The organism is Mesorhizobium sp. RCAM 05104 (assembly GCF_059683645.1).
Map to the genome: position 1 here is coordinate 3,414,439 of NZ_CM185033.1, position 20,249 is coordinate 3,434,687.

General features: G+C 63.2%; 16 protein-coding genes and 1 pseudogene. 6 read left to right on the top strand and 11 right to left on the bottom strand.

The genetic code is table 11. The features are described 5' to 3' along the window. Nucleotides 1-107 precede the first annotated feature (107 nt). The 5 genes from AC56QP_RS16705 to gcvA all read right to left on the bottom strand — a co-directional run bounded on the left by AC56QP_RS16705 (nucleotide 108) and on the right by gcvA (nucleotide 6,905). Nucleotides 108-1,556: a hypothetical protein gene (locus tag AC56QP_RS16705; protein ID WP_489858923.1), complete on the bottom strand. Its 1,449-nt coding sequence runs from the start codon at nucleotides 1,554-1,556 to the stop codon at nucleotides 108-110. 3 nt (nucleotides 1,557-1,559) lie between these two features. Next, complete coding sequence (pncB, locus tag AC56QP_RS16710) at nucleotides 1,560-2,864, bottom strand: nicotinate phosphoribosyltransferase (protein WP_091575682.1); 1,305 nt, start codon at nucleotides 2,862-2,864, stop codon at nucleotides 1,560-1,562. A 146-nt stretch (nucleotides 2,865-3,010) separates the two neighbouring features. Further along, nucleotides 3,011-3,448, bottom strand: coding sequence for a hypothetical protein (locus AC56QP_RS16715; protein ID WP_489858922.1), 438 nt, complete (start codon nucleotides 3,446-3,448; stop codon nucleotides 3,011-3,013). A 162-nt stretch (nucleotides 3,449-3,610) separates the two neighbouring features. Next, nucleotides 3,611-5,749 carry a caspase family protein gene (locus AC56QP_RS16720; protein WP_489858921.1) on the bottom strand — a complete coding sequence of 713 codons (2,139 nt, stop codon included), beginning with the start codon at nucleotides 5,747-5,749 and terminating at the stop codon, nucleotides 3,611-3,613. Nucleotides 5,750-5,933: 184 nt separating this feature from the next. Continuing rightward, complete coding sequence (gene gcvA, locus AC56QP_RS16725; RefSeq protein ID WP_489858920.1) at nucleotides 5,934-6,905, bottom strand: transcriptional regulator GcvA; 972 nt, start codon at nucleotides 6,903-6,905, stop codon at nucleotides 5,934-5,936. Between the two features lie 211 nt (nucleotides 6,906-7,116). Here gcvA and speB point away from each other — a divergent pair, with 211 nt between their 5' ends. The 6 genes and pseudogenes from speB to AC56QP_RS16755 form a co-directional block, all read left to right on the top strand. After that, entirely contained in the window at nucleotides 7,117-8,184 is a 1,068-nt protein-coding gene (gene speB / locus AC56QP_RS16730; protein WP_489858919.1) for an agmatinase, read from the top strand. Nucleotides 8,185-8,260: 76 nt separating this feature from the next. Next, nucleotides 8,261-9,070, top strand: coding sequence for a transporter substrate-binding domain-containing protein (locus tag AC56QP_RS16735; protein WP_091575679.1), 810 nt, complete (start codon nucleotides 8,261-8,263; stop codon nucleotides 9,068-9,070). Between the two features lie 6 nt (nucleotides 9,071-9,076). Then, nucleotides 9,077-9,733: an amino acid ABC transporter permease gene (locus tag AC56QP_RS16740; RefSeq protein ID WP_489858918.1), complete on the top strand. Its 657-nt coding sequence runs from the start codon at nucleotides 9,077-9,079 to the stop codon at nucleotides 9,731-9,733. Continuing rightward, nucleotides 9,730-10,374: an amino acid ABC transporter permease gene (locus AC56QP_RS16745; protein WP_489858917.1), complete on the top strand. Its 645-nt coding sequence runs from the start codon at nucleotides 9,730-9,732 to the stop codon at nucleotides 10,372-10,374. The genes AC56QP_RS16740 and AC56QP_RS16745 overlap by 4 nt, the downstream gene beginning before the upstream one ends. Before the next feature lie 373 nt (nucleotides 10,375-10,747). Further along, on the top strand, nucleotides 10,748-11,638 hold the full coding sequence (locus tag AC56QP_RS16750; protein ID WP_489858916.1) for an adenylate/guanylate cyclase domain-containing protein: 891 nt from the start codon (nucleotides 10,748-10,750) through the stop codon (nucleotides 11,636-11,638). 234 nt (nucleotides 11,639-11,872) lie between these two features. Beyond that, nucleotides 11,873-12,308, top strand: a pseudogene (locus tag AC56QP_RS16755) (site-specific integrase); the annotation flags it as partial. A 76-nt stretch (nucleotides 12,309-12,384) separates the two neighbouring features. Here the strand turns inward: AC56QP_RS16755 and AC56QP_RS16760 are convergent. The 6 genes from AC56QP_RS16760 to AC56QP_RS16785 all read right to left on the bottom strand — a co-directional run bounded on the left by AC56QP_RS16760 (nucleotide 12,385) and on the right by AC56QP_RS16785 (nucleotide 20,248). Beyond that, nucleotides 12,385-13,416, bottom strand: coding sequence for a cyclic di-GMP phosphodiesterase (locus AC56QP_RS16760; protein WP_489858915.1), 1,032 nt, complete (start codon nucleotides 13,414-13,416; stop codon nucleotides 12,385-12,387). A gap of 554 nt (nucleotides 13,417-13,970) precedes the next feature. Next, nucleotides 13,971-15,374, bottom strand: coding sequence for an MATE family efflux transporter (locus AC56QP_RS16765; protein WP_489858914.1), 1,404 nt, complete (start codon nucleotides 15,372-15,374; stop codon nucleotides 13,971-13,973). A 170-nt stretch (nucleotides 15,375-15,544) separates the two neighbouring features. After that, nucleotides 15,545-17,131: an FGGY-family carbohydrate kinase gene (locus tag AC56QP_RS16770; protein ID WP_489858913.1), complete on the bottom strand. Its 1,587-nt coding sequence runs from the start codon at nucleotides 17,129-17,131 to the stop codon at nucleotides 15,545-15,547. After that, nucleotides 17,128-17,811: an HAD family hydrolase gene (locus AC56QP_RS16775; protein ID WP_489858912.1), complete on the bottom strand. Its 684-nt coding sequence runs from the start codon at nucleotides 17,809-17,811 to the stop codon at nucleotides 17,128-17,130. The genes AC56QP_RS16770 and AC56QP_RS16775 overlap by 4 nt, the downstream gene beginning before the upstream one ends. Before the next feature lie 14 nt (nucleotides 17,812-17,825). After that, on the bottom strand, nucleotides 17,826-19,304 hold the full coding sequence (locus AC56QP_RS16780; protein ID WP_489858911.1) for a mannitol dehydrogenase family protein: 1,479 nt from the start codon (nucleotides 19,302-19,304) through the stop codon (nucleotides 17,826-17,828). Nucleotides 19,305-19,477: 173 nt separating this feature from the next. Beyond that, the gene (locus tag AC56QP_RS16785) at nucleotides 19,478-20,248 is read right to left on the bottom strand and encodes an L-iditol 2-dehydrogenase (RefSeq protein WP_489863576.1); all 771 of its coding nucleotides are present in this window, start codon (nucleotides 20,246-20,248) and stop codon (nucleotides 19,478-19,480) included. Between the last annotated feature and the right edge of the window lies 1 nt (nucleotide 20,249).

Here is a 20,249-nt window from a genome sequence, read left to right on the forward strand (position 1 = left end):
GCATCCTCGCTCAGAGGGTGCAAAAAATTGCATGTGTACAAACTAAATCACCAATGCCTTGATGTGGCAAGCGAGCTTTCCCCAACGACATCGGAGCCGCCCTTTTCTCATCCGGCGGTCGGCGTGGCAAGCAACCAGAGGCCGAAGACCGTATAGGCGATCATCAGCACGGTGAGCGGAAACTGGCTGAGTGCGGCACGCGCCGGCATCGGGTGCAACCGTCCGGCGAAACCGTGGGCGACGAGGACGGCGAGCACGTGGCCGAGGATGATGGCGCCAGCCTGGAGATTCCACAGCCACCACGCGGAATCCGCGCCGGCAACGATGCCGGCCTCGATCTGCATATCGGCGGTGCCGAACAGGTTCCAGCCCAGCGCGAGCGGGTCGGACAGCGCCGCAAGCGCGTATTGGCCGTCGACGAGCAATGCCGTCAGATAGTGGGCGACATGATATGCGAGAGCGATCGGCACGATCGACCACACCAGCAGGCCGGCTGCCTTCCCCGGAGCCTGTTCGTTGCCCGCAAGTCGCCGGCCGAGCAAGACAGCAAGCATGAACACCGCCGCCAGCAGCACGAAGGTCAGGACAAGACCGAAAGTGCCGCTGCCGATCATGGCGGTGCGGCCGGGGAACTCGAGCGGATTGATACCGAACAGGCCGAGCCAGAAAAAGGTTTTCGACAGGCCGTCGATGGACACCGACGACAGGGCCAACAGCAGAAAGGCGATGCCGCTGATCGGCAGGGGCTCGGCGGCGAGCAGTTTGGCGCCCGGCCAGCACAGGCCGAGCCGGCCGGTTTCGTCGCGCTCGACGACGGCGAAGCGCGCCACCATCGAGAAGAAGACCGTCAGGAATTCGCCGCTGCGGCTCCAGTCGCGGTAGCCGAACACCAGCATGGCGAGGAAGGTGAGCAGCCAGTAGAGGCCGGCGGCGGCGGCCAGCCGTGCCGGATCGTCGGGAGCCGGATCGATGAGTTCGAACCAGGCAAAGGCAAAAAACAGGAAGACGGCTGGCCAGCAGCCGAGCCAGCGGGGAACGCGCCATGCTCCTTCATGGCCTGCGCCGAACAGCCGTGACACGACGCGCCAAGGCCCATACCATGGGTTCAGCCATGACCAGAGATCGCCGAAGACACCTTGCAGCAGCGTGGCGCCGGCCCACAGCAGGGTCCAGATTACCAGAGGCAGCGGGTTGGAGAGTGGGTCGCGGCTGCCGAGGACGCCAGCGGCGATCAAAATTGCAAAGCCGGCAAAGGATATCAGGCTGACGCCGGCCCGGGCGCTGTCACCGAGCGTGAAAAGCGGCAGCCGGCGTCGCCAGAAGCGCTCAAGCCAGTCCGCCGGCAGCAACGCCAGTACGAGGAAACTGACGGCCACGGCGAAGGCGCCGCCGGCCAGATAATAGCCGGTGGGCAAGAGAAGGACATGGCCACGGTCGGAGGCATGGGCGAAGGCGGGGGTGGGTGAGACGAGCCAGAGCGCCGCAGGTAGTATCGCCAACCTCAGACGACGGCCTCCCACGCTATCCAAGATTGCCATCTTGGCTGGCGCACCCATGCCTCAAACCTTGACCAGATGCTCCACGCGGTCCTTCTCACCGAAGATGCCGATATAGCGCTCGATCTCTTTCTCGTCGCCGGTCGCCTTGGCCGGGTTGTCGGAAAGCTTGACCGCCGGCCGGCCATTGGCTTCGGTGACCTTGCAGACCAGCGATATGGCGTCCAGTCTGTTGGTCTCGGTCGGCGCGCAGCCTTCGAAATCATTGGTCAGGTTGGTGCCCCAGCCGAAGGACATGCGCACCTTGCCCTTGAAATGGCGGTAGGTCTCCTCGATGGTTTCGACCTCGAGCCCGTCGGAGAAGATCAACAGCTTTTGCCGGGGATCCTTGCCCTTCTCGCGCCACCAGGACAGGATCTTCTCGCCGCCTTCGATCGGCGGCGCGCTGTCGGGGCGAAAGCCGGTCCAGTCAGCCACCCAGTCCGGCGCGTCGCGCAGGAAGGAGGCGGTGCCGAAGGCATCGGGCAGCACGATCAGCAGATTGCCGCCATAATAGCGTTGCCAGTCCTGCAGCACCTTGTAGGGCGACTGTTTCAGCTCCTTCTCCGAATTGGCGAGCGCGGCAAACACCATCGGCAGTTCATGCGCATTGGTGCCGAGCGCCTCGAGGTCGTTGTCCATCGCCAAAAGCACGTTGGAGGTGCCGGTGAAGGCCTCACCGATGCCTTCCTTCAACGCTTCGACGCACCAGCGCTGCCACAGGAAGGAATGCCGCCGGCGGGTGCCGAAGTCGGAGATGCGGATGCCGGGCAGCGCCTTCAGCCGCTCGGTCTTGGCCCACATCTTGGCCTTGGCGCGGGCGTAGAGCACATCGAGCGCGAAAGGCCCGAAGGCGCGCATGGCCGCGCGAGATCGAAGTTCATTGATAATAGCCAGCGCCGGAATCTCCCACAGCGTGGTATACATCCACGGCCCGCTGAAGGTGAGTTCGTACTGGCCATCGCGCCTGCAGAGTTCGTATGCGGGCAGCCGGAAATTCTCCAGCCAGGCGAGGAATTCCGGTTCGAAGATCTGCTTGCGGCCATAGAAATTGTTGCCGCCGAGCCAGATCATTTCCTTCTTGGAGAAGCGTAGCGTGCGCGCATGGTCGAGCTGTTCGCGCAGGTCGCCTTCATCGATCTCGTCCGCCAACCGCACCGAGGTGGTGCGGTTGATCAGGGTGAAGGTGGTGTCGACCTTGGGATACATGCCCCAGATCATCTGCAGCATCAAAAGCTTGTAGAAATCGGTGTCGAGCAGGCTGCGCACGATCGGGTCGAGCTTCCAGGTGTGATTGTAGACGCGCCGCGCAATATCGGTCTTAGCCATATTTCAACACCGCCTTCGCTGCCTGCTGTCCACACCGCGACAGGCCTCATAGCATCGAATTGCCCAAAACGCTGCCCGGTTTGAGGCTGGCCCGACAAAAGAAAACCCTGCGGCAAGGCCGCAGGGCTCAGTTCGTGGTCGCGGGATCAATAGCAGTAGTAGGCGTATTCGCAGTAGCCGTTCCAGTAGCAATAGTACTGCCAGTAGCAGACGGCCTTGGAGTTGGCCTGAGCCAGGGTGCGTACGTCGCCGGCCACCTTGGTGATCAACTCGTCGCCTTGGGCCAGCCCTTCGGCCTTCTTGAGCACCGCTTCGATGTCGAAGTTCGCGCCCTTGTCGCCCTGCTGGCCATCGGCCAGGACGCGGCCGGGAACGCTTGCCACCATCTTGGCGGCGGTGACGAGAGCAAGCGGATCGCCCTTGGCTTCGCCATAGCTTTCGAGAGCCCGTGCCGTCTCCAGAATCTGGCGGCCTTCGGCCTGCTGGGCTGCGGAAATGTCCGGTTTCTTGTCTTCCGCAAGCGAGGCGCCGGCGGTCAGGCTGGTTGCGGCCAGAAGGCCGGCAAGAAGCAGTTTCTTCATCATTGGTCAGTCCTCTGTTGTGTCAGTTTCACCACCGCCGGCTACCCATCGGTTTTTCCGGCGCTTCCCCAATCCGATGCCGCCTCCCTTCGCAGCGAAACCAGTTGCGGACCTTGCAGGCGCCGGCTCTGACGGCGCCAATTCGTTCTACTGCCCAGGCAGCCTCTATTTGCCCGTCACGGTCGTGAAGGGCCTGATATCGATCGACATTTCCTCCTCGATGCGCGGCGATTTGCTGGTCGAGTCCCGCGTCATGTCGTTCAGGCTCGTCGAAACCAGATTGTGCAGTTCGGCTATCTCCGGTGCATCGTCGCTCGCCGCGGCATCGCGCAGGCCTTCCTGCTCGAGATTGTCGAAGACGGTATGCGCCTTGCCGAGGCCCGGCACCGCGATGAAGACCAGGCGCTCGTCGCTGGCTGTCGGCGAGCCGGGATCGATCTGGGCGATGTCGGCGCTCTTCTCGTCGCCGGAGGCTATCCGGTTGATGGTTGCCTGCGCCGGCCACAGCGTGGTGATCGAGAAATCCTGGCCGATCAGCAGCACGGTCACATCAGCCGGTTTGGCTCCCGTATTGCGCATTCTCACCGATATGATGTCGCAATCGCCCAGGCGTGGCGCCGGCCCCGCCTCGACCGGCGGCCCATAGTTGGCGCGATCGTCGGAACAGGCGGCTCCGCCAACAGCTTGCGGCTTTGCGGTTGAAATCAGGACCTCCGATTCCAGCCCGATGGCTTGCCCGGCCGCGCTGCCGGCCAGGCGTTGCAGGGCCAGGGCGCGGGCTATCCGGTTGATTGCCGCGGCCACGGTCGAAGCGGCGGCGGCTGGATTGCCAGGCAAGGTCAGGCGCGGCGACGAACCCGGCCCGCTTTGGTCGACCTGCCCGCCGCTGGCGGAAAAGGCCAGTTTGCCGTCGACCAGGGCGACGGCAATGTCGTAACCGCTCGAGCGCATCGACACGCGCCGGGACAGCGCCTCGGAGCCTATCGCCGCGCGAAGGGCCGTAATCACTGGTTCGTAGTCCTTGCCGTCGGCCGGGTCCATCCGGACGGGCTCCGACAGCGTGACCGAGAGATCGACGCCGGGCTCGACGACACGGGCGAAGCGGCCTTTCTTGAAGGAACCGGCATCGGGCGCGGCCGGGCAGGAGCCGGTCTCGAAGCTCGGCATGGTACACGGCCAGGCGACCTGCGTGACGAAGCTTTTGGTCGCGCCCGCGCTCTCCACGACGCCATAGGCCACGGCGTCCGCGTCGGGGGCGGCGGCATCGGTGTAAAGCGCGACGATGGCGCCGTCCTTCAGGCCGGCGAGCTGGCCGGCTTGAAGGTTTCCAGCATAGATTGGCCACTGCCGGATCGCGGCGGCCTTGCCCAGCCTGAGCACCGGTTCATCGAGCAGGTCGCCCTCCAGGTCCGGTGTCTGCGTCGCCATCAGCGTGTTGCGCTTGATGTCGGCGACCACGGCCTGATGCAGCGTCCGGTATGTCAGATCCGGCGTCTGGTTGAGCCGGCTCAACATCGTGTAGGTGAAGACGCCATAGCTTTCGCCGTCGGCGGCGCCTTTCGGCGTTTTCTCCAGGGCCACCTCGGTCGTCTGGGCGGCATAGAAGAAGGCGGCTCGGCCACGGCCTTTCGGCAGCGCCTTGCGTTCGAGAACAAGCGACCGGACTGCCGAGCCAGCGCCCTCCGGCACCCCGAGATCGGCCGGATCGACGGCGCGGGCGCGAGCGTCATCGCCGGCAATATCGCGAAAACCGGTGGCGGAGTGGCAGGCATCGATGATGCCGAAGAAGTCGGCTCCCTTGTCGAGGATGCGCTGGACGCGCTCGCCGAGTTCGTCATCGACAATCGCACGGTCGACGCCTTCGCCGTTCCAGCGGCCGATGTCATAGGGAAGGAAAATCTGGTCGAGGCCGCCTTCCTCGTCGCCATTCAGGTCCGGCTGCTGCGAGCCGTGGCCGGAGAAATAGAAGATGACGAGATCGCCATTGCCGGCCGTGTCCGCGAGATGATCAAGGCCGGCCAGAACCGCCGGCCTTGATCCGGGACCCGGCGCCGACACGCCGTCGGCCAAGTCCTTGACCCCATCGGCCAGGACGGTGACATCCCTCGCCGGCACGCCCAGACGAACCAGCGTGTTAGCCACTTCGCGGGCATCGTTCTTCGGTCCGACAAGGTGAATGGCTTCCGGAAGATTCGGATAGCCCGATACCCCGACGACAAGCGCTCGGGTCTCCGCATGCACCAAGGTGCAGCCAAGCAGAAAAGCACTGGCAAAAACGCACGGCCACCCCAAGCGCACAGTCATGTCGCTCGCCCGCCACTATTTTAGCCCCGGCTCACATTCGCAAGCCAAGGCAGCCCATGTCCAGTTAAATCGCCAAGTTGGGCGCCCTGATGTCCATGTCAGGGCGCCTTCGCGGGCATTTCGCAACAATCCGATGAGTTTGTATCCGGCGGCTGACGGTCGTGGCCTCGCACCGGTCGTTGGATCAGGATGTTGCCTTGCCGATGACCCTGAGCGCCGGACGCTTCCGGCGGCTGACGATGCGGCCCGCCACCGGCGCGTCGGCGCGGCCGTCATCCTGCGCCTTCTCGGCAAACAGCCAGTCGATGAACACCTGCACGATCGGCGTCGCACGCATCTCGTTGCGGCAGACGACGTAGAAATCGTCGACCGCCGGCACCGACAGGCTGAACGGCGCGACCAGCATGCCCCTGGCCAGCAGCGCGCTTGCCGTCACCGAATCGCCAAGCGCCACGCCATGGCCGTGGACCGCGGCCTCAGTCGCCATACGGGCATCGCCCAGGTGATGGCGGCGGCCGCGTTCCAGATCCAGGGCATCGGCGGCTGCCAGCCAGGTGTGCCACTCGCGGCCATCGTCGCCATGCAGGAAGACATGGTCGGCGAGATCGCGCACGCTGCGGATCGGACGGTTGTTGATCAATGTCGGGCTGACCACGGGAAACAGTTCGAGGCCCGACCATTTGCGCATCCAGCAATCGGTCCAGCTGCCGTCGCCATAGTGCACGCAGACATCGATATCCGGCGCCCGGATGTCCTTGGCCTCGTTGGAAGGAATAAGCGTCAGCTGGATGTCGGGATATTGCGCGGTGAAGCTGCCCAGTCGCGGCGTCATCCACAGCAACAGCAGCGCCGGCACGCAGGACACAGACAGCGCGCCGCTGCTCGCCGGCCTTGTCAGCCGCTGGGTGGCGGCCGCGATCCCGTCGAAGGCGGTCGATACGGCCGGCAAGAGTTCGGCGCCATGCGGGGTCAGCTTGACCCGCTGGCCGACACGCTCGAACAGCTTGACGCCGAGCGACTGCTCCAGCGCCTTGATCTGGTGGCTGATGGCGCCGTGGGTGACGTTCAGCTCGCTCGCCGCCTTGGTCAGCGAGCCATGGCGGGCCGTTGCCTCGAAGGCGCGCAACGGATTGAGGGGCGGCAGGCGCTTGGCCATCTTGCTCTCGATAGTTTGTGAGTTTTTCTCACAAAAACCACCCTAACAATATCAATTGATTTTTCAATGGGGCTGCCCGACACTTTGCCCTGGGAATAGCATCAAGACGTCAGGTCAACAGGCGGCCGGCGCAACCACGGCGGGATCCGAAACGGGTCGAGCCACGCGTCTCCGAAGACCAGATCGCTCCAGTCAAGCAGGGAGAACCGGCATGGGTTACGATCGAGGCAAGCTCGACGCGTTGCGTCGCAAATATGGTGAGAGCCATGGCGGCGAGATGTTCGACCCGAAATTCCGCAAGGTCGCCGACAAGATCTTTTCCAAGTCCGGCACAAGGCTGGCGCCCTATTCCGGTATTCCGACCTTTCTCGCCGCGCCCTATCGCGAAATCGCGGCCGAGAACCCGGATTTCGGCGACCTGCAGGTGGCGATGATCGGCGTGCCGATGGATCTCGGCGTCACCAACCGGCCAGGCTCGCGCTTCGGGCCAAGGGCGTTGCGCGCCATCGAGCGCATCGGCCCCTACAATCACGTGCTGGAATGCGCCCCGACCCACGAGCTCAGGGTCGCCGATATTGGCGACACGCCGTTCCGCAGCCGCTACCGGCTGGAGATCAGCCATGAGGACATCGAGCGCCGCACCAACCAGATCGTCGATGCCGGCGTCATCCCGCTTTCGGTTGGCGGCGACCATTCGATCACCCATCCGATCCTGAAGGCCGTCGGCAAGAAGGCCCCGGTCGGCCTGATCCACATCGACGCCCATTGCGACACCAGCGGCCTGTTCGACATGACCAAGTTCCACCACGGCGGGCCATTCCGCAACGCGGTGCTGGACGGCGTGCTCGACCCGACGCGCACCATCCAGATCGGCATTCGCGGTTCGGCCGAATATCTGTGGGAGTTCACCTACGAGTCCGGCATGACCGTGGTCCACGCCGAGGAGGTCACCGGCCTAGGCATTCCCGTCATCATCGAGAAGGCGCGCAAGATCGTCGGCGACGGGCCGACCTATGTCTCCTTCGACATCGACAGCGTCGACCCGGCCTTCGCGCCCGGCACCGGCACGCCGGAAGTCGGTGGGCTGACGACGCGGGAAGTGCTGGAGCTGCTGCGCGGCCTGAAGGGCCTCAACATCGTCGGCGGCGACGTCGTCGAGGTGGCGCCGCAATACGACGCCACTACAAACACGGCGCATGCCGCCGCACAGGTGCTGTTCGAGATCCTGAGCCTGATGGTGTTCAGCCCGGCTGTCACCGGCAAGGCAGCCCGATCCTGACAAAGCAAAGGGCGGCCGCCGCGCTGGAGCCGGCGACCGCCTCAAACAGACAAAGCTTCCAGACAGGGGAATAACAATGACAATCCGCACGACACTCAAGTCAACCATCGCCGCCGTCCTGGTGCTGGGCGCCGCTGGCCTCGGCTTCGCCACGCAGGCCGCCAACGCCGACGCACTGGCCGACATCACCAAGGCCGGCACCATCAATGTCGGCGTCTTCGCCGATTTTCCGCCCTTCTCCTCGGCCAGCGCCGACATGAGCCTCAAGGGCTACGACATGGACGTCGCGCAATACATTGCCGACACGCTCAAGGTGAAACTCAATCCCGTCGCCGTCACCGGCCAGAACCGCATCCCTTATCTGAACGACCACCGCGTCGACATCCTGATGAGCGTCGGCTATTCGAAGGAGCGTGAACAGGTCATCGACTTCGCCGCCGCTTACGCGCCCTACTACATCGCGGTGATCGGTCCGGCGGCCCTGACGGTCAAAGGCAAGGAAGACCTCGCCGGCAAGTCGATCGCCGTCAATCGCGGCACGCTCGAGGACACCTCGCTCACCGAGGCGGCACCCGCCTCGGCCGACATCAAGCGCTTCGACAACTACAATTCGGTGATCCAGGCCTTCATCTCCGGCCAGACCCAGTTGATGGTGGTCGGCAACGATGTCGGCGCGCAGGTTCTGGCAAAGCAGGATCAGCTCAAGCCGGAACAGAAGTTCCAGCTTCTGACCTCGCCCTCGCATATCGGTCTCAACAAGAATGAGGACAGCCTGAAGAAGGCGGTCAACGACGCCATTGCCAAGATGCTGGCGGACGGCAAGCTGGACGAAAGCTCGAAAGCCTGGCTGAAGACGCCGCTCAATCCCGACAACCTCAAGGATTGAGTTTCCGTGGCCTTTCCCTGGCTTCCAGGTGCTGCAGGCGATATCGCGCGAGGGGCGGCCACGACGATCCTGTTGATCGCCGTGACCACGCTCGCGGGAACGTTCCTCAGCATCCTGGGTGCGGCGGGACGCCGAAACGGCCCCGTACTGCTGAAGCGGGCGATCGCCTGGTATGTCGAGATTGTCCGCAACACGCCGTTCCTGGTGCAGCTGTTCTTCATCTTCTTCGGGCTGCCCAGCCTCGGCATAAGACTCGACCCGGTTCTGGCCGCCATGCTGGCGATGACGCTCAACATGGCGGCCTACACCATCGAGATCGTTGGCGCCGGGCTTGACGCCGTCCCTGTCGGGCAGACGGAAGCGGCCCTGTCGCTTGGGTTGCGGCCGCGCCAGGTCTTCATCAAGATCGTGCTGCCGCAGGCGCTCAAGGTGATCTTTCCGGCGCTGACCAGCCAGATCGTCATCATGATGCTGGAATCCGCCGTCGTGTCGCAGATCGCGGTGCGGGAGCTGACCTACGAGGCGGACATGCTGCAGGCGCGCACCTTCCGCTCCTTCGAGACCTATCTTGTCGTGACGCTGGTATATCTCGGCCTGTCGATGGCCTTGCGCCGGCTGCTGGTCACGGGCGGACGCCGTGTCCTGGGGGCTGGCGTGTCATGATCGAATTCACCTTCTGGGACATCGTTCGCAACCTGCTGCTCGCGGCCCGCTGGACCGTGCTGTTGTCTCTGGCCGCCTTCATCGGCGGCGGTATCGTCGGCATGATCGTCTTGTTCTTCAGGATCGCCAAGAACACATGGAGCCGGCGCCTCGCCTCCGGCTACATCGCGCTGTTCCAGGGCACGCCGCTGCTGATGCAGTTGTTCCTGATGTTCTTCGGCCTGCCGATGCTCGGCCTGCGCATCGAGCCGTGGACGGCGGCGGTGCTTGGCCTCACCTTCTTCGCCAGCGCCTATCTCGCCGAGATCTGGCGCAGCGGCGTCGATGCGCTGCCATCAGGCCAATGGGACGCCGGCGCCAGCCTCGGCCTGCACTATCTGCAGGAGCTCAGGTTGATAATCCTGCCGCAGGCGTTTTCGATCACCCGCGCGCCAACCGTCGGCTTCCTGGTGCAGCTCATCAAGTCGACGGCGCTCACCTCGATCATCGGCTTCGAGGAGTTGGTGCGGACCTCCAACGCCATCAACAACGCAACCTTCGAGCCATTCAAGGTCTACGGGCTGGTGGCGCTGATCTTCTTCGCCATGTGCTTCCCGCTGACGCAATATGCGCGTTCGCTTGAGAAGGGCGCCGCCCATTGAATGGAGAGCATGTTGTGTTGACCAACATCAACGGGACCAAAACAAGAGAGCGCTCGAATGCCTCCTTTGGATCATTTGATGACGTTGGGTGCGTCAGCTTTTGACGCAAAAGCGGACTCTTCCAGGTGAAAGCGCACATGACCGCTTTGCGCCGACGTCAAGATCGGCCTCGCCGCCTCCTGTGAACCAGCCGCTGCTTTCTATCTCAAAAGCCTTTGCCGGTGATATGATTTGGAGAGATGAGTGAAGCATACCCGTCCGTCCGTGACGATCGCCCGAAGCATCGCCCCGGTCTCCAAGCGCTCAAGTAGATATGTTGCAGGCAACCTCGTGTGTTATACACGCTGGGCTTTTCGGGTCGGACACAAGATCGATGGATCAGGAAACGCTTCTTGCCGCAGTCCTCTTAGCTGATGTCGTGGGCAGCACGCCCCTCTATGAGCGCATCGGCGACGATGCCGCTTTGCTGCAGCTTTCGGACTGCCTGGACGCAATGCGGGCGATCGTCTCCCAATACGGCGGTGATTTCATCTACTCGAAGGGCGATGACGTACTCAGCCTCTTCGAGAGCCCGGAGATGGCGCTGGCGGCCGTTTGTCAAGTCAGCCACCAACTGACGAAAGGGCCGTTGCTCGCTCGTATCGGATTGCATTTCGGGCGGGTCATTCGCGCGCGGGGCGCGATATTCGGTGACGTTGTCAATGTCACCGCAAGGTTGTCCACCACGGCCAACCCCGGGGAGGTGCTGATCAGCCAGAGCTTCTTCGAAGCCCTTTCCGCGGGCAGCCGCAAGGGCCTGCGGCTCCTCGACAAAATGGACTTCAAGGGAAAGCAGGAACTCTTCGATGTCTATACCCTGTGGAGCAGCGATGGGGTCCCCAACACTCAGGTCGCCACCCGTGGCGCCACTACCGATAGGCGCTCCGTCCCGCCGCGGCAGATCCATCTGGTCATCCGCTATAGAGATCAGTTGCGATCGTGTCGAAACAACGAATCCGTGACAATCGGCCGATCCGCGGAATGCAATATTATCGTCGAGCGGCCCTGGGTGTCGAGGCGCCACGCGACCTTCACCATTTCGAATGGCAGGGCCCGGCTTGTCGAACGAAGCTCTTCGGGCACATTTGTGTCGATGGGACCCGGCCATGAAGTATTCGTACGCCGCGAAGATATTCTCCTCTTCGGCTCCGGCGTCATCTCGCCTGGACTGAAGTCGTCACTCGGCGACGCCCAGGTTCTTCACTACGAAATTGTCTCGGACTGACCCGCCGGGAGCCGCGACCGGTTTCGAGCTGGTTCGCTGACGCCGTCGATGCCGCGCCCTATCTTTTGACAGCCATTGAGATCAACCATTCACGGCTGGGGGCCAAAGACGAATCTAGGAACGTCTGCTTTCAAAGTTGGACTGCGAAAAGCCGACCTTCCGTTTCCGGCCCCCAAGCTGCAACGCCGGCGATCCCGTTTCTCATCCGGCTAATCAAGGCCGAGGAGAACTTACATGGGCCACTCTCAATACGATGATGCTAGTCGCGAGCGCGCAGCTTGGAACGCTGGCAAGAAGGTTGGACCGAAGCGGCCACTCACGCAGAAGCAGATCTGGGCCGTTCGTTTCTTTCTCGACCGCGAGAGACGCGTTCGAGACCGTGCATTGTTCGATCTTGCAATCGACAGCAAGCTTCGCGGCTGCGTCCTGGTCAAGGTCAGAATTCGCGACCTCGTTGCCGGACCGGAGATCAGGGCTCGTGCGCTCGTCGTTCAGCAGAAGACGGGGCCCGGTCCAGCTTGAGATCACCAGCGACGTCAGGGCCAGCCTTCTGGTTTGGCTTGAGAGGCGTAGAGGCACGATCGAGGACTATGCCTTCCCGAGCCGGATCGATCACGCGAGGCAGTACGCCCGCCTGGTCGACGAATGGATGACGGCGATTGGCCTGCGCGATCTGAACGTGTAGCGTTCAGTATTGAGATGTGACACCTTGGCGGCGGGCTCAAACCATGTGCGCGATAGGTGAATTAGAAGTTGTTCAAGTCCGCCTGAGCAATGTCCCACATCTTATCGGTGGTTTGCAGGGTTTGATCTGGTCCGCTCGGCCACCTCAGGCCCATGCAATCAAAGAACTGTTTTAAAAGCGCTCGATCGAAATGACCGCTCCACGTCCCCATCATCTCCGCGGCAGCCTCCGGAGTGAAGCCCTTCTTGTATGGCCGAATAGACGTCAAGGCATCGAAAACATCGCAAATCGCGACAATCCGTGCCGCGGCACCGACCTGTCCGTCTTTTAAGCCATCCGGGTAGCCGGACCCGTCCAGCTTTTCGTGATGATGAAGGCAGATTTTTCCCACGATTTCCGGTACACCCTTCGTCCTTGCCAGCATTGCATATCCCTCGCGCGGGTGGGTCTGCATGACCGCCATCTCATCAGCCGTGAGCTTGTCGGTCTTGGTCAGAATGGCAGTCGGGATGCGAATCTTCCCGATGTCGTGCAGAAGACTGCCAACGGACAGTATCCGGACCAGATTACTGTCAAGCTTGAGATGTCGCGCGAATAAGCCGACAAGGGCACAGACTGCTACTGAATGTTGAAAGCTGATCTCGTCCTTTGTCTTGAGCTTGGTGAGGTTCAAGACGCTTGCCGGGCGAGTGTACAGGAGCTGGTCGACGACATCGACAACCGCTTCCACTTGCTGCCGGTCAATGCATATTGATGAGGCTGCGTTGCTGAAGATCGAGCGGACCATCCCGGTCGCCTTCGTCAACGCCGCCCCAGCGTTGGCGGGCGTTGAGCTCTCATTGGGTTTTGGTATCTCGGCCGTCGAACTGGTCGGCCCGATCCCCGTCGAACTGGTCGGCCCGATCCCCTTTGAAAGATCGATGACAAGCGTCGTTACGGAACTTTCGCGAAGCGTCTCCAGCTCGGCCGGGCTGGATAGTTTGAACTGGCTGGCTGCAAATGGGCTGCGTAGCCATTGCTTGCCGAACCCATGGATAAACATGCCGAGACGGGCATCATTCTTGTCGATCTGAAGAAGCGTGGAATTCGTCATGCAGTGCTCGCTCGGTTGGCCTTTCGCTCGAAATCGTCGGAGCGACCAAATGCTTGGCTGGGGCGTCCACTTGAAGGCATAGCGCATACCTGCCTGGAAATTACTCTCTCGCGGCTCTCAATCCTCGTCGCCGTTCAACGTTACGGCATGTTAGTAAACTTTCCTTACTCTATCGAGCAGGCGACAAGATCTTCCCGCAGTCATCCCGGTACCATACGAGAACGCTCGGTTCGATTTCGGCCCCGGCTCTGCCGATCGGCCTAACAGGACAAATAGCGAGTCTCGGGTGCTGACCGCGGCGTGGAGAACATCCGACAACGGGTCGGCTGCAGTACGGCAGTTGTTGGCCCAAGGTCAGCCAAAAGCCGCCAGTCCGGGGACGGCCCAAAGGCGACATCAGAACATCTGCTCTGCAAAGACCGCTTCTGGCGGATACTGGCGAAAAAGGCCGGCACACCGCAAAGCCGCCACCGATCATGGGCCGACATAAAGGCTCCGTTTGATGAGCCGCAATGTTAGGACATGACGGCCGCCAAACCGGCGGCCGTTAGCTTTCAGTGCCCAAAGGCGAGCGGCGGTGCGATCCGATCCCGCCGCAGCCAGCGCACCAGAAGCAGCGCCGCCACCACGGCCAGCCCTGACGACAGGCCGATCCAGATGCCGACGCCATGCAGGCCGAAATGAAAGGCGAGCAGCACGCCGAGCGGCAGGCCGACACCCCAATAGCCGATCGCGGCGTAGATCATCGGCACCTTGGTGTCGTGCAGTCCGCGCAGCATGCCGGCGGCAACCGCCTGCGCGCCGTCGAAGACCTGGAACAGCGCTGCGAAGGCCAGGAACGACACGGCAAGTGCGATCACCCTGGCATTGGCCGGGTTGGCGAGATCGATGAAGGCGCTGATCAGCGGATGCGGCCACAGGATCATCACCAGCCCCATCAGCGCCATGAACGAGACGCCGATGACGAAGGCGGTCCATCCGGCGCGGGAGACGCCTTCCGGATTGCCGGCGCCATGGGCAAGGCCGACGCGCACCGTCACGGCCTGGTTGAGGCCGAGCGGCACCATGAAGCTGATCGAGGCGATCTGGATGGCGATCGCGTGTGCGGCCAGCGAATCCGCGTCGATCAGCCCCATCAGCAGCGCCGCCGCATTGAAGATCGTCACCTCGAAGGCGAGGATGCCGGCGATCGGCAGGCCGAGCCGCAACAGGCCCTTGAAGCGCGGCCAGTCGGCGCGCCAGAAACGCCCGAACAGTTGGTAGCGGCGGAATTTCTTCTCCAGCATCACCACGACAGCCATGCCGATGAACATCAGCGTGCTGGACAGCGTGGTGGCTAGGCCCGAGCCCGCGATGCCCATCGGTTCGACACCGAGATTGCCGAACATGAACACCCAGTTGAAGAAGACGTTGCAGGCAACGGCGACGAAGACGATGACCAGCGCCCAGCCCGGCCGCTCCAGTGCCGAGATGAACGAGCGCAACACGATATAGCCGTAGAACGGCAGCACCGCCCATTCGAGGTAGCGCAGATAGATGCCGGCCTGACGCGCCAGCGCCGGTTCCTGGCCCATGGCCAGCAGGATGGCCTCGCCATGCCAAAGCACGATCCAGATCGGGATGCAGATAAGGATCGCCAGCCACAGGCCCTGGCGCACCGTGCGGCGCAGGTCGCGCACCGAATGACGGCGGCGTCCGAGCTCGGTGGCCATCATCGGCGAGGTCGCCAGCATCAGGCCGAGGCCGAAGATCAGCGGCATGAAATAGAGGTTGGCGCCGAGCGCGCCGCTGGCCAGTGTATCCGGTCCAAGACGACCCATCATCATGACGTCGGTTGCCGTCATCGCGGTCTGGCCGAGATTGGTCAGCACCATTGGCCAGGCGAGCGCCAGCGTCGCCTTGATTTCCTGACGCCAAAGATTTTCCGGCGCGCGAGCGCCGGCTTCGATCGCAGACATTTTTCCGCTCTTTCCAATTGCGGCACGTCGGGATCGAGCCGGAAGCCGCATTTCAAACGGCAAAACCTTCGGTTTCGCGGCGTTTGCGTCAGCTTTTGTACGAAACGCGACATGAAGGCAAGAGAGGAAGGGGCGAGAACAGATTGAGCCAGAAGATTGGCTTCGGCGCTCTACCGGATCGCGTCCAGCACCTGCCGCTGCCGGTGCATTTCGAGGAAAATCCGGTAATCGCGGTCGAAGCGCCCGGTTGCCGTGGGATTGGACGCGCGCCGCTTGCCGCCCTGTTGCATGGCAAGGCAGGCGGCGTTGAGGTCGGGGAAAAGCCCGGCCGCGGTGGCCGCCACCATGCCGGTGCCGAGCAGCACCGCCTCGTCCGCCAGCGGCTCGATCACCGTGCAACCGGTGGCGTCGGCATAGAGCTCCATCAAAAGCGGGTTCTTGGTGTGGCCGCCAGTGACGTGCAGTGTGTCGATCAGGTAGCCGTTCTCGTTCAGCGCCTCCAGCACATGGCGCACGCCGAGCGCGATGCCGACGGCGGTGCGCCAGTAGAGCTTGCACAGGCTGTCGAAGGAAGAATCCAGCGTCAGCCCGCTGACGACGCCGACGGCGTGCGGATCGGCAAGCGGCGAGCGGTTGCCGTGGAAATCCGGCAGCACATGCAGCCTTGCAGCCAGGTTTTCTCCCTCGACGGTGCGCAGTTCGGTGACACGCCTGGCGATTTTTGCATGCATGGCGGCATCCGGCTCGCCGCCGGCGCCGTGCCAGCGGATGATGTGGTCGAGCAGGGCGCCTGTCGCCGACTGGCCGCCTTCCGACAGCCACAGCTTCGGCAGTGCCGCGCCATAGTAGGGGCCCCAGACGCCGGCGAAAGGCTGCGGGTCGGGCGACATCGCCATGACGCAGGAGGATGTTCCGGCGATCAGCGCCAGATGCCGGCCGATATTCTGTTCGTCGCCGGCAAAGCCGCCGAGCACGCCAAGCGCGCCGGCATAGGCATCGATGACGCCAGCGCCGACCCGGCATTTTTCCGTCAGGCCAAGCTCCGCCGCCGCTTGCTCGGTCAATTGGCCGATATCGGCGCCCACCGGGCTGGCTCTCTCCGGCAAATTGCCGTGCTCAAAAAGATCCTCGAGGCCAACGATCTTGAAGAAATCGCGCCGCCAGCCGATCTCCTCGTGCGCCAGATAGGTCCATTTGGCGGTCAGCGTGCATTGCGAGCGGGCCAGCGAACCTGTCGCTTGCCAGGTCAGGAAATCGGTCAGGTCAAATAGATAGCCGGCTTCATTCCAGGTCTGCGGCAGGTTGCGCTTCAGCCACATCAGCTTCGGCGTCGCCATTTCCGGCGACATGACGCCACCGATATAGTCGAGCACGGCATGGCCGCTTGCCGTGCATTCGTCGGCCTCGGCAATGGCCCGATGATCGAGCCAGACGATGGTGTCCCAGCGCTTGTCGCCGCTGACCGAGACGCTGAGCTGACCACCTTGCCGGTCACGCACCACCAGCGAGCAGGTGGCGTCGAAGGAGATGCCGACAACATCTTCGGCGGCGACACCGGCTTTTTCGCGCGCGGCGCGCACCGCGGTGCAGACTGCTGACCAGATATCGCGCGAATCATGTTCGGCGTGATCGGCCTTTGGCTGGTTCATGGCGATGGGCCGCTCGGCGCGGCCGAGCAGGCTGCCAGTGGTGTCGAGGATGCCCGCGCGGGCGCTCCCGGTGCCGACATCGACCGCGCAGACAAATTGTTTCGTCAAGATGCTTTAACTCTCGCTCCCAGGCCTGCAATCAGATCGGGCAATTGCAGCATGTCAGCGAATATAAAGTCCGGTTCACTCGACGCAAGCCGCGCTTTCAATGCCGGGTTGCCGGCATGCGAGCCGCCGGTGAAGGCAAGGACGCGCATGCCCGCCGCCCGCGCCGCGGCGATGCCGGCCGGGCTGTCCTCGACGACGACGCATTGGCGCGGATGGGCTCGCATGCTGGCGGCGGCATGCAGGAACAAGTCCGGCGCGGGCTTTCCCTTGGCCACCATGCCGGCGCTGAACAGATGCGGCTCCATCAGCCCAAGCAATCCGGTGACGTCGAGCGCATAGCGGATGCGGTCGAGCGTGCCCGAGGACGCGACGCAGAACGGCAGCCCGAGCTTGGGCAGCATCTCGGTGACGCCGGGGATCGGCTTCAGCTCGTCGCGGAACCTGCGCATCAATTCGACGCGCATCGCGGTCAGGTGCCTGTCGGTGATGTCGAGGCCGAAGTCGCGGCCGAGGATCTCGCGGACGCTTTTCATGCTCTTGCCGAGGAAATGCTCGTAGGCGGTGTCCTCACTGACACTGCCACCGGCAAGGTTGATCATGCCAATCAGCGCCGCGACGGAGAGCGCTTCGCTGTCGACCAGCACGCCGTCGCAGTCGAAGATGACCAGTTCAGGCGCCATGGTTTCGGGTGATCTCAGAGCTTGCCGGCGAGGTAGCGCGTCAGCGTGGCCCGCGCGCCATCCGCCCACAACAGGTCGAGGGCATGAGCAAACGCCTCGAGGAACGGCGCAGCGCGGCCGACATCGCCATAGATGTCCTCCATGGCAAGCCAGGCGGCAGGCGCGTCCTTGGCCGCCTTTGCCGTCGCCTGCAGCCGGTCCCAGCTCGGATCGTTGGGCTCGATGACGGCGCCACTGTCCGTCGTGCCGAAGCAGTAGCGGCACCACAGCGCTGATTCCAGCGCCAGGCCGGCGACGCTTTTTCCCGCCTTCAGGCGGTCGGCGATGGTCGGGATGATGAATTTCGGCTGGCGGTTGGAGCCGTCGAGGCAGAGACGGCGCACCGTGTCGCCGATCTTGGGATTGGAGAAGCGGCTCTCGATGAGCTGGTAGTACTTTTCCAGAACCGTGTCCGGCACCGGCGGCACGGTCGGAATGATCTCTTCCCGTTCGAGTTTGGCCAGGAAGCCGGCGACCAGAGGCTCTTGCATCGCCTCATGGACGAAATGGATGTCCATCAACCCGGCCGGATAGGCAATGGTGGCATGGCCGCCATTGAGGATGCGGATCTTCATCAACTCATAGGGTGCAACGTCCTTGACGAACTGCACGCCGACCTTTTCCAATGGCGGACGGCCATCGGTGAAATGGTCTTCCAGCACCCATTGCCGGAACGGCTCGCAGAACACCGGCCAGTTGTCCTCGACGCCAAAGTCCCTGGCCAGGATGCCGCGCTCGCGGTCGGTTGTGGCCGGGGTGATGCGATCGACCATGCCGTTCGGAAAGGCAACATGGTCGCTGATCCAGTTGGCCAGATCCTCATCGATCAGCCGCGCCAGGCCGATGACACCGTCCGAGGTGACATGGCCATTGTGGGGGATGTTGTCGCAGGACATCACGGTGAACGGCACGATGCCGTCATCGCGGCGGCGTACCAGTCCGGCAAGGATGATGCCGAACACGGTCTTCGGCGTGGCGCCTGGCTGGGCATCGGCGACGATGTCGGGATGGGTCGGGTTGAACACGCCGGAGGCCGGGTCGATGAAATAGCCGCCCTCGGTGATGGTCAGCGAAACGATCCGGATCGCCGGGTCGGCAAGCCGTTCGATGATGCCGGCCGCGTCGCCCGGCGTCAGGAAGTCGATCATCGCGCCGGTGACGCGGGCGCTCATATGGCCGCTATCCTGCTCGACCACGGTGGTCAGCCAGTCCTGCTCTTCCAGTTTGGCCCGGCCGATCTTCTCGCCCTCGAACACGCCGGCGCCGACCAGCGCCCAGTCGTGGCCGATGCCCGAATTGAACAGGTCGTCGAGATAGACGGCCTGGTGCGAGCGATGGAAATTGCCGACGCCGAAATGCACGATGCCGGCCTTGAGCGCCGCGCGGTCATATTTCGGACCGGCGACCTTGGCGGGCAGCTTGGAGAGATTTGAAGACGAGAGTTTCACGGTCATCTGTTTTACCCTTTGGCCGGGCTGCGGCCTTCGTTATTCCCCTCTCCCCGTCTTTAACGGGGGGAGAGGTAAGGTGAGGCGCGGTGCAATCTTCCGAGGTCGATGCTGCCCCTCACCTTGATGTCGGCCTCTTCTCCGCGTGGAGGAACGAGGAGAAGAGGCCGTCCCCGCCCTCAACTCATCCACTGGCCGCCATCGACATTGTAGGTCTGGGCGACGATGTATTCGGCGTCGCTGCTGGCGAGAAAGACCGCCATGCCGGTAAGGTCATGGGCCGTGCCCATGCGGCCATAGGGCACGGCGTCACCGACCAGCTTCTTCTTCTCGCCCTTCGGCCGGTTTTCGTACTTGGCGAACAGCGAATCGACGTGATCCCAATGCTCGCCATCGACCACGCCGGGGGCAATCGCGTTGACGTTGATGCGGTGCTTGATCAGGTCGAGCCCCGCCGACTGGGTCAGCGAGATGACGGCGGCCTTGGTGGCGCAATAGACGCCGACCAGTGCCTCGCCGCGCCGTCCGGCCTGGCTCGCCATATTGATGATCTTGCCGCCCTCGCCTCGCGCGATCATCGAGCGGGCGGCGGCCTGCAGCATGAACAGCGTGCCGGCGACATTGACGGAAAATAGCTTGTCGTAACTGGCCTTGGTGATCTCGACGATCGGCGCCAGATCGAACAGGGCGGCGTTGTTGATCAGGATATCGAGGCCGCCGGTCTTCGCTTCGACGGCTTTCACCGCCGCCTCGATCGAGGCGAGGTCGGTCACGTCGAGCTTGACCGCATAGGCCTTTGCGCCGATCTCGGCGGCTGTCTTCTGCGCAGCCTCCAGATTGATGTCGGCAATGGCGACGGTGGCGCCTTCGCCGACATAGGCCTCCGCGAAAGCCCTGCCAATGCCACGGGCGGAGCCCGTGATCAGCGCCGATTTGCCGGCCAGTCGCATG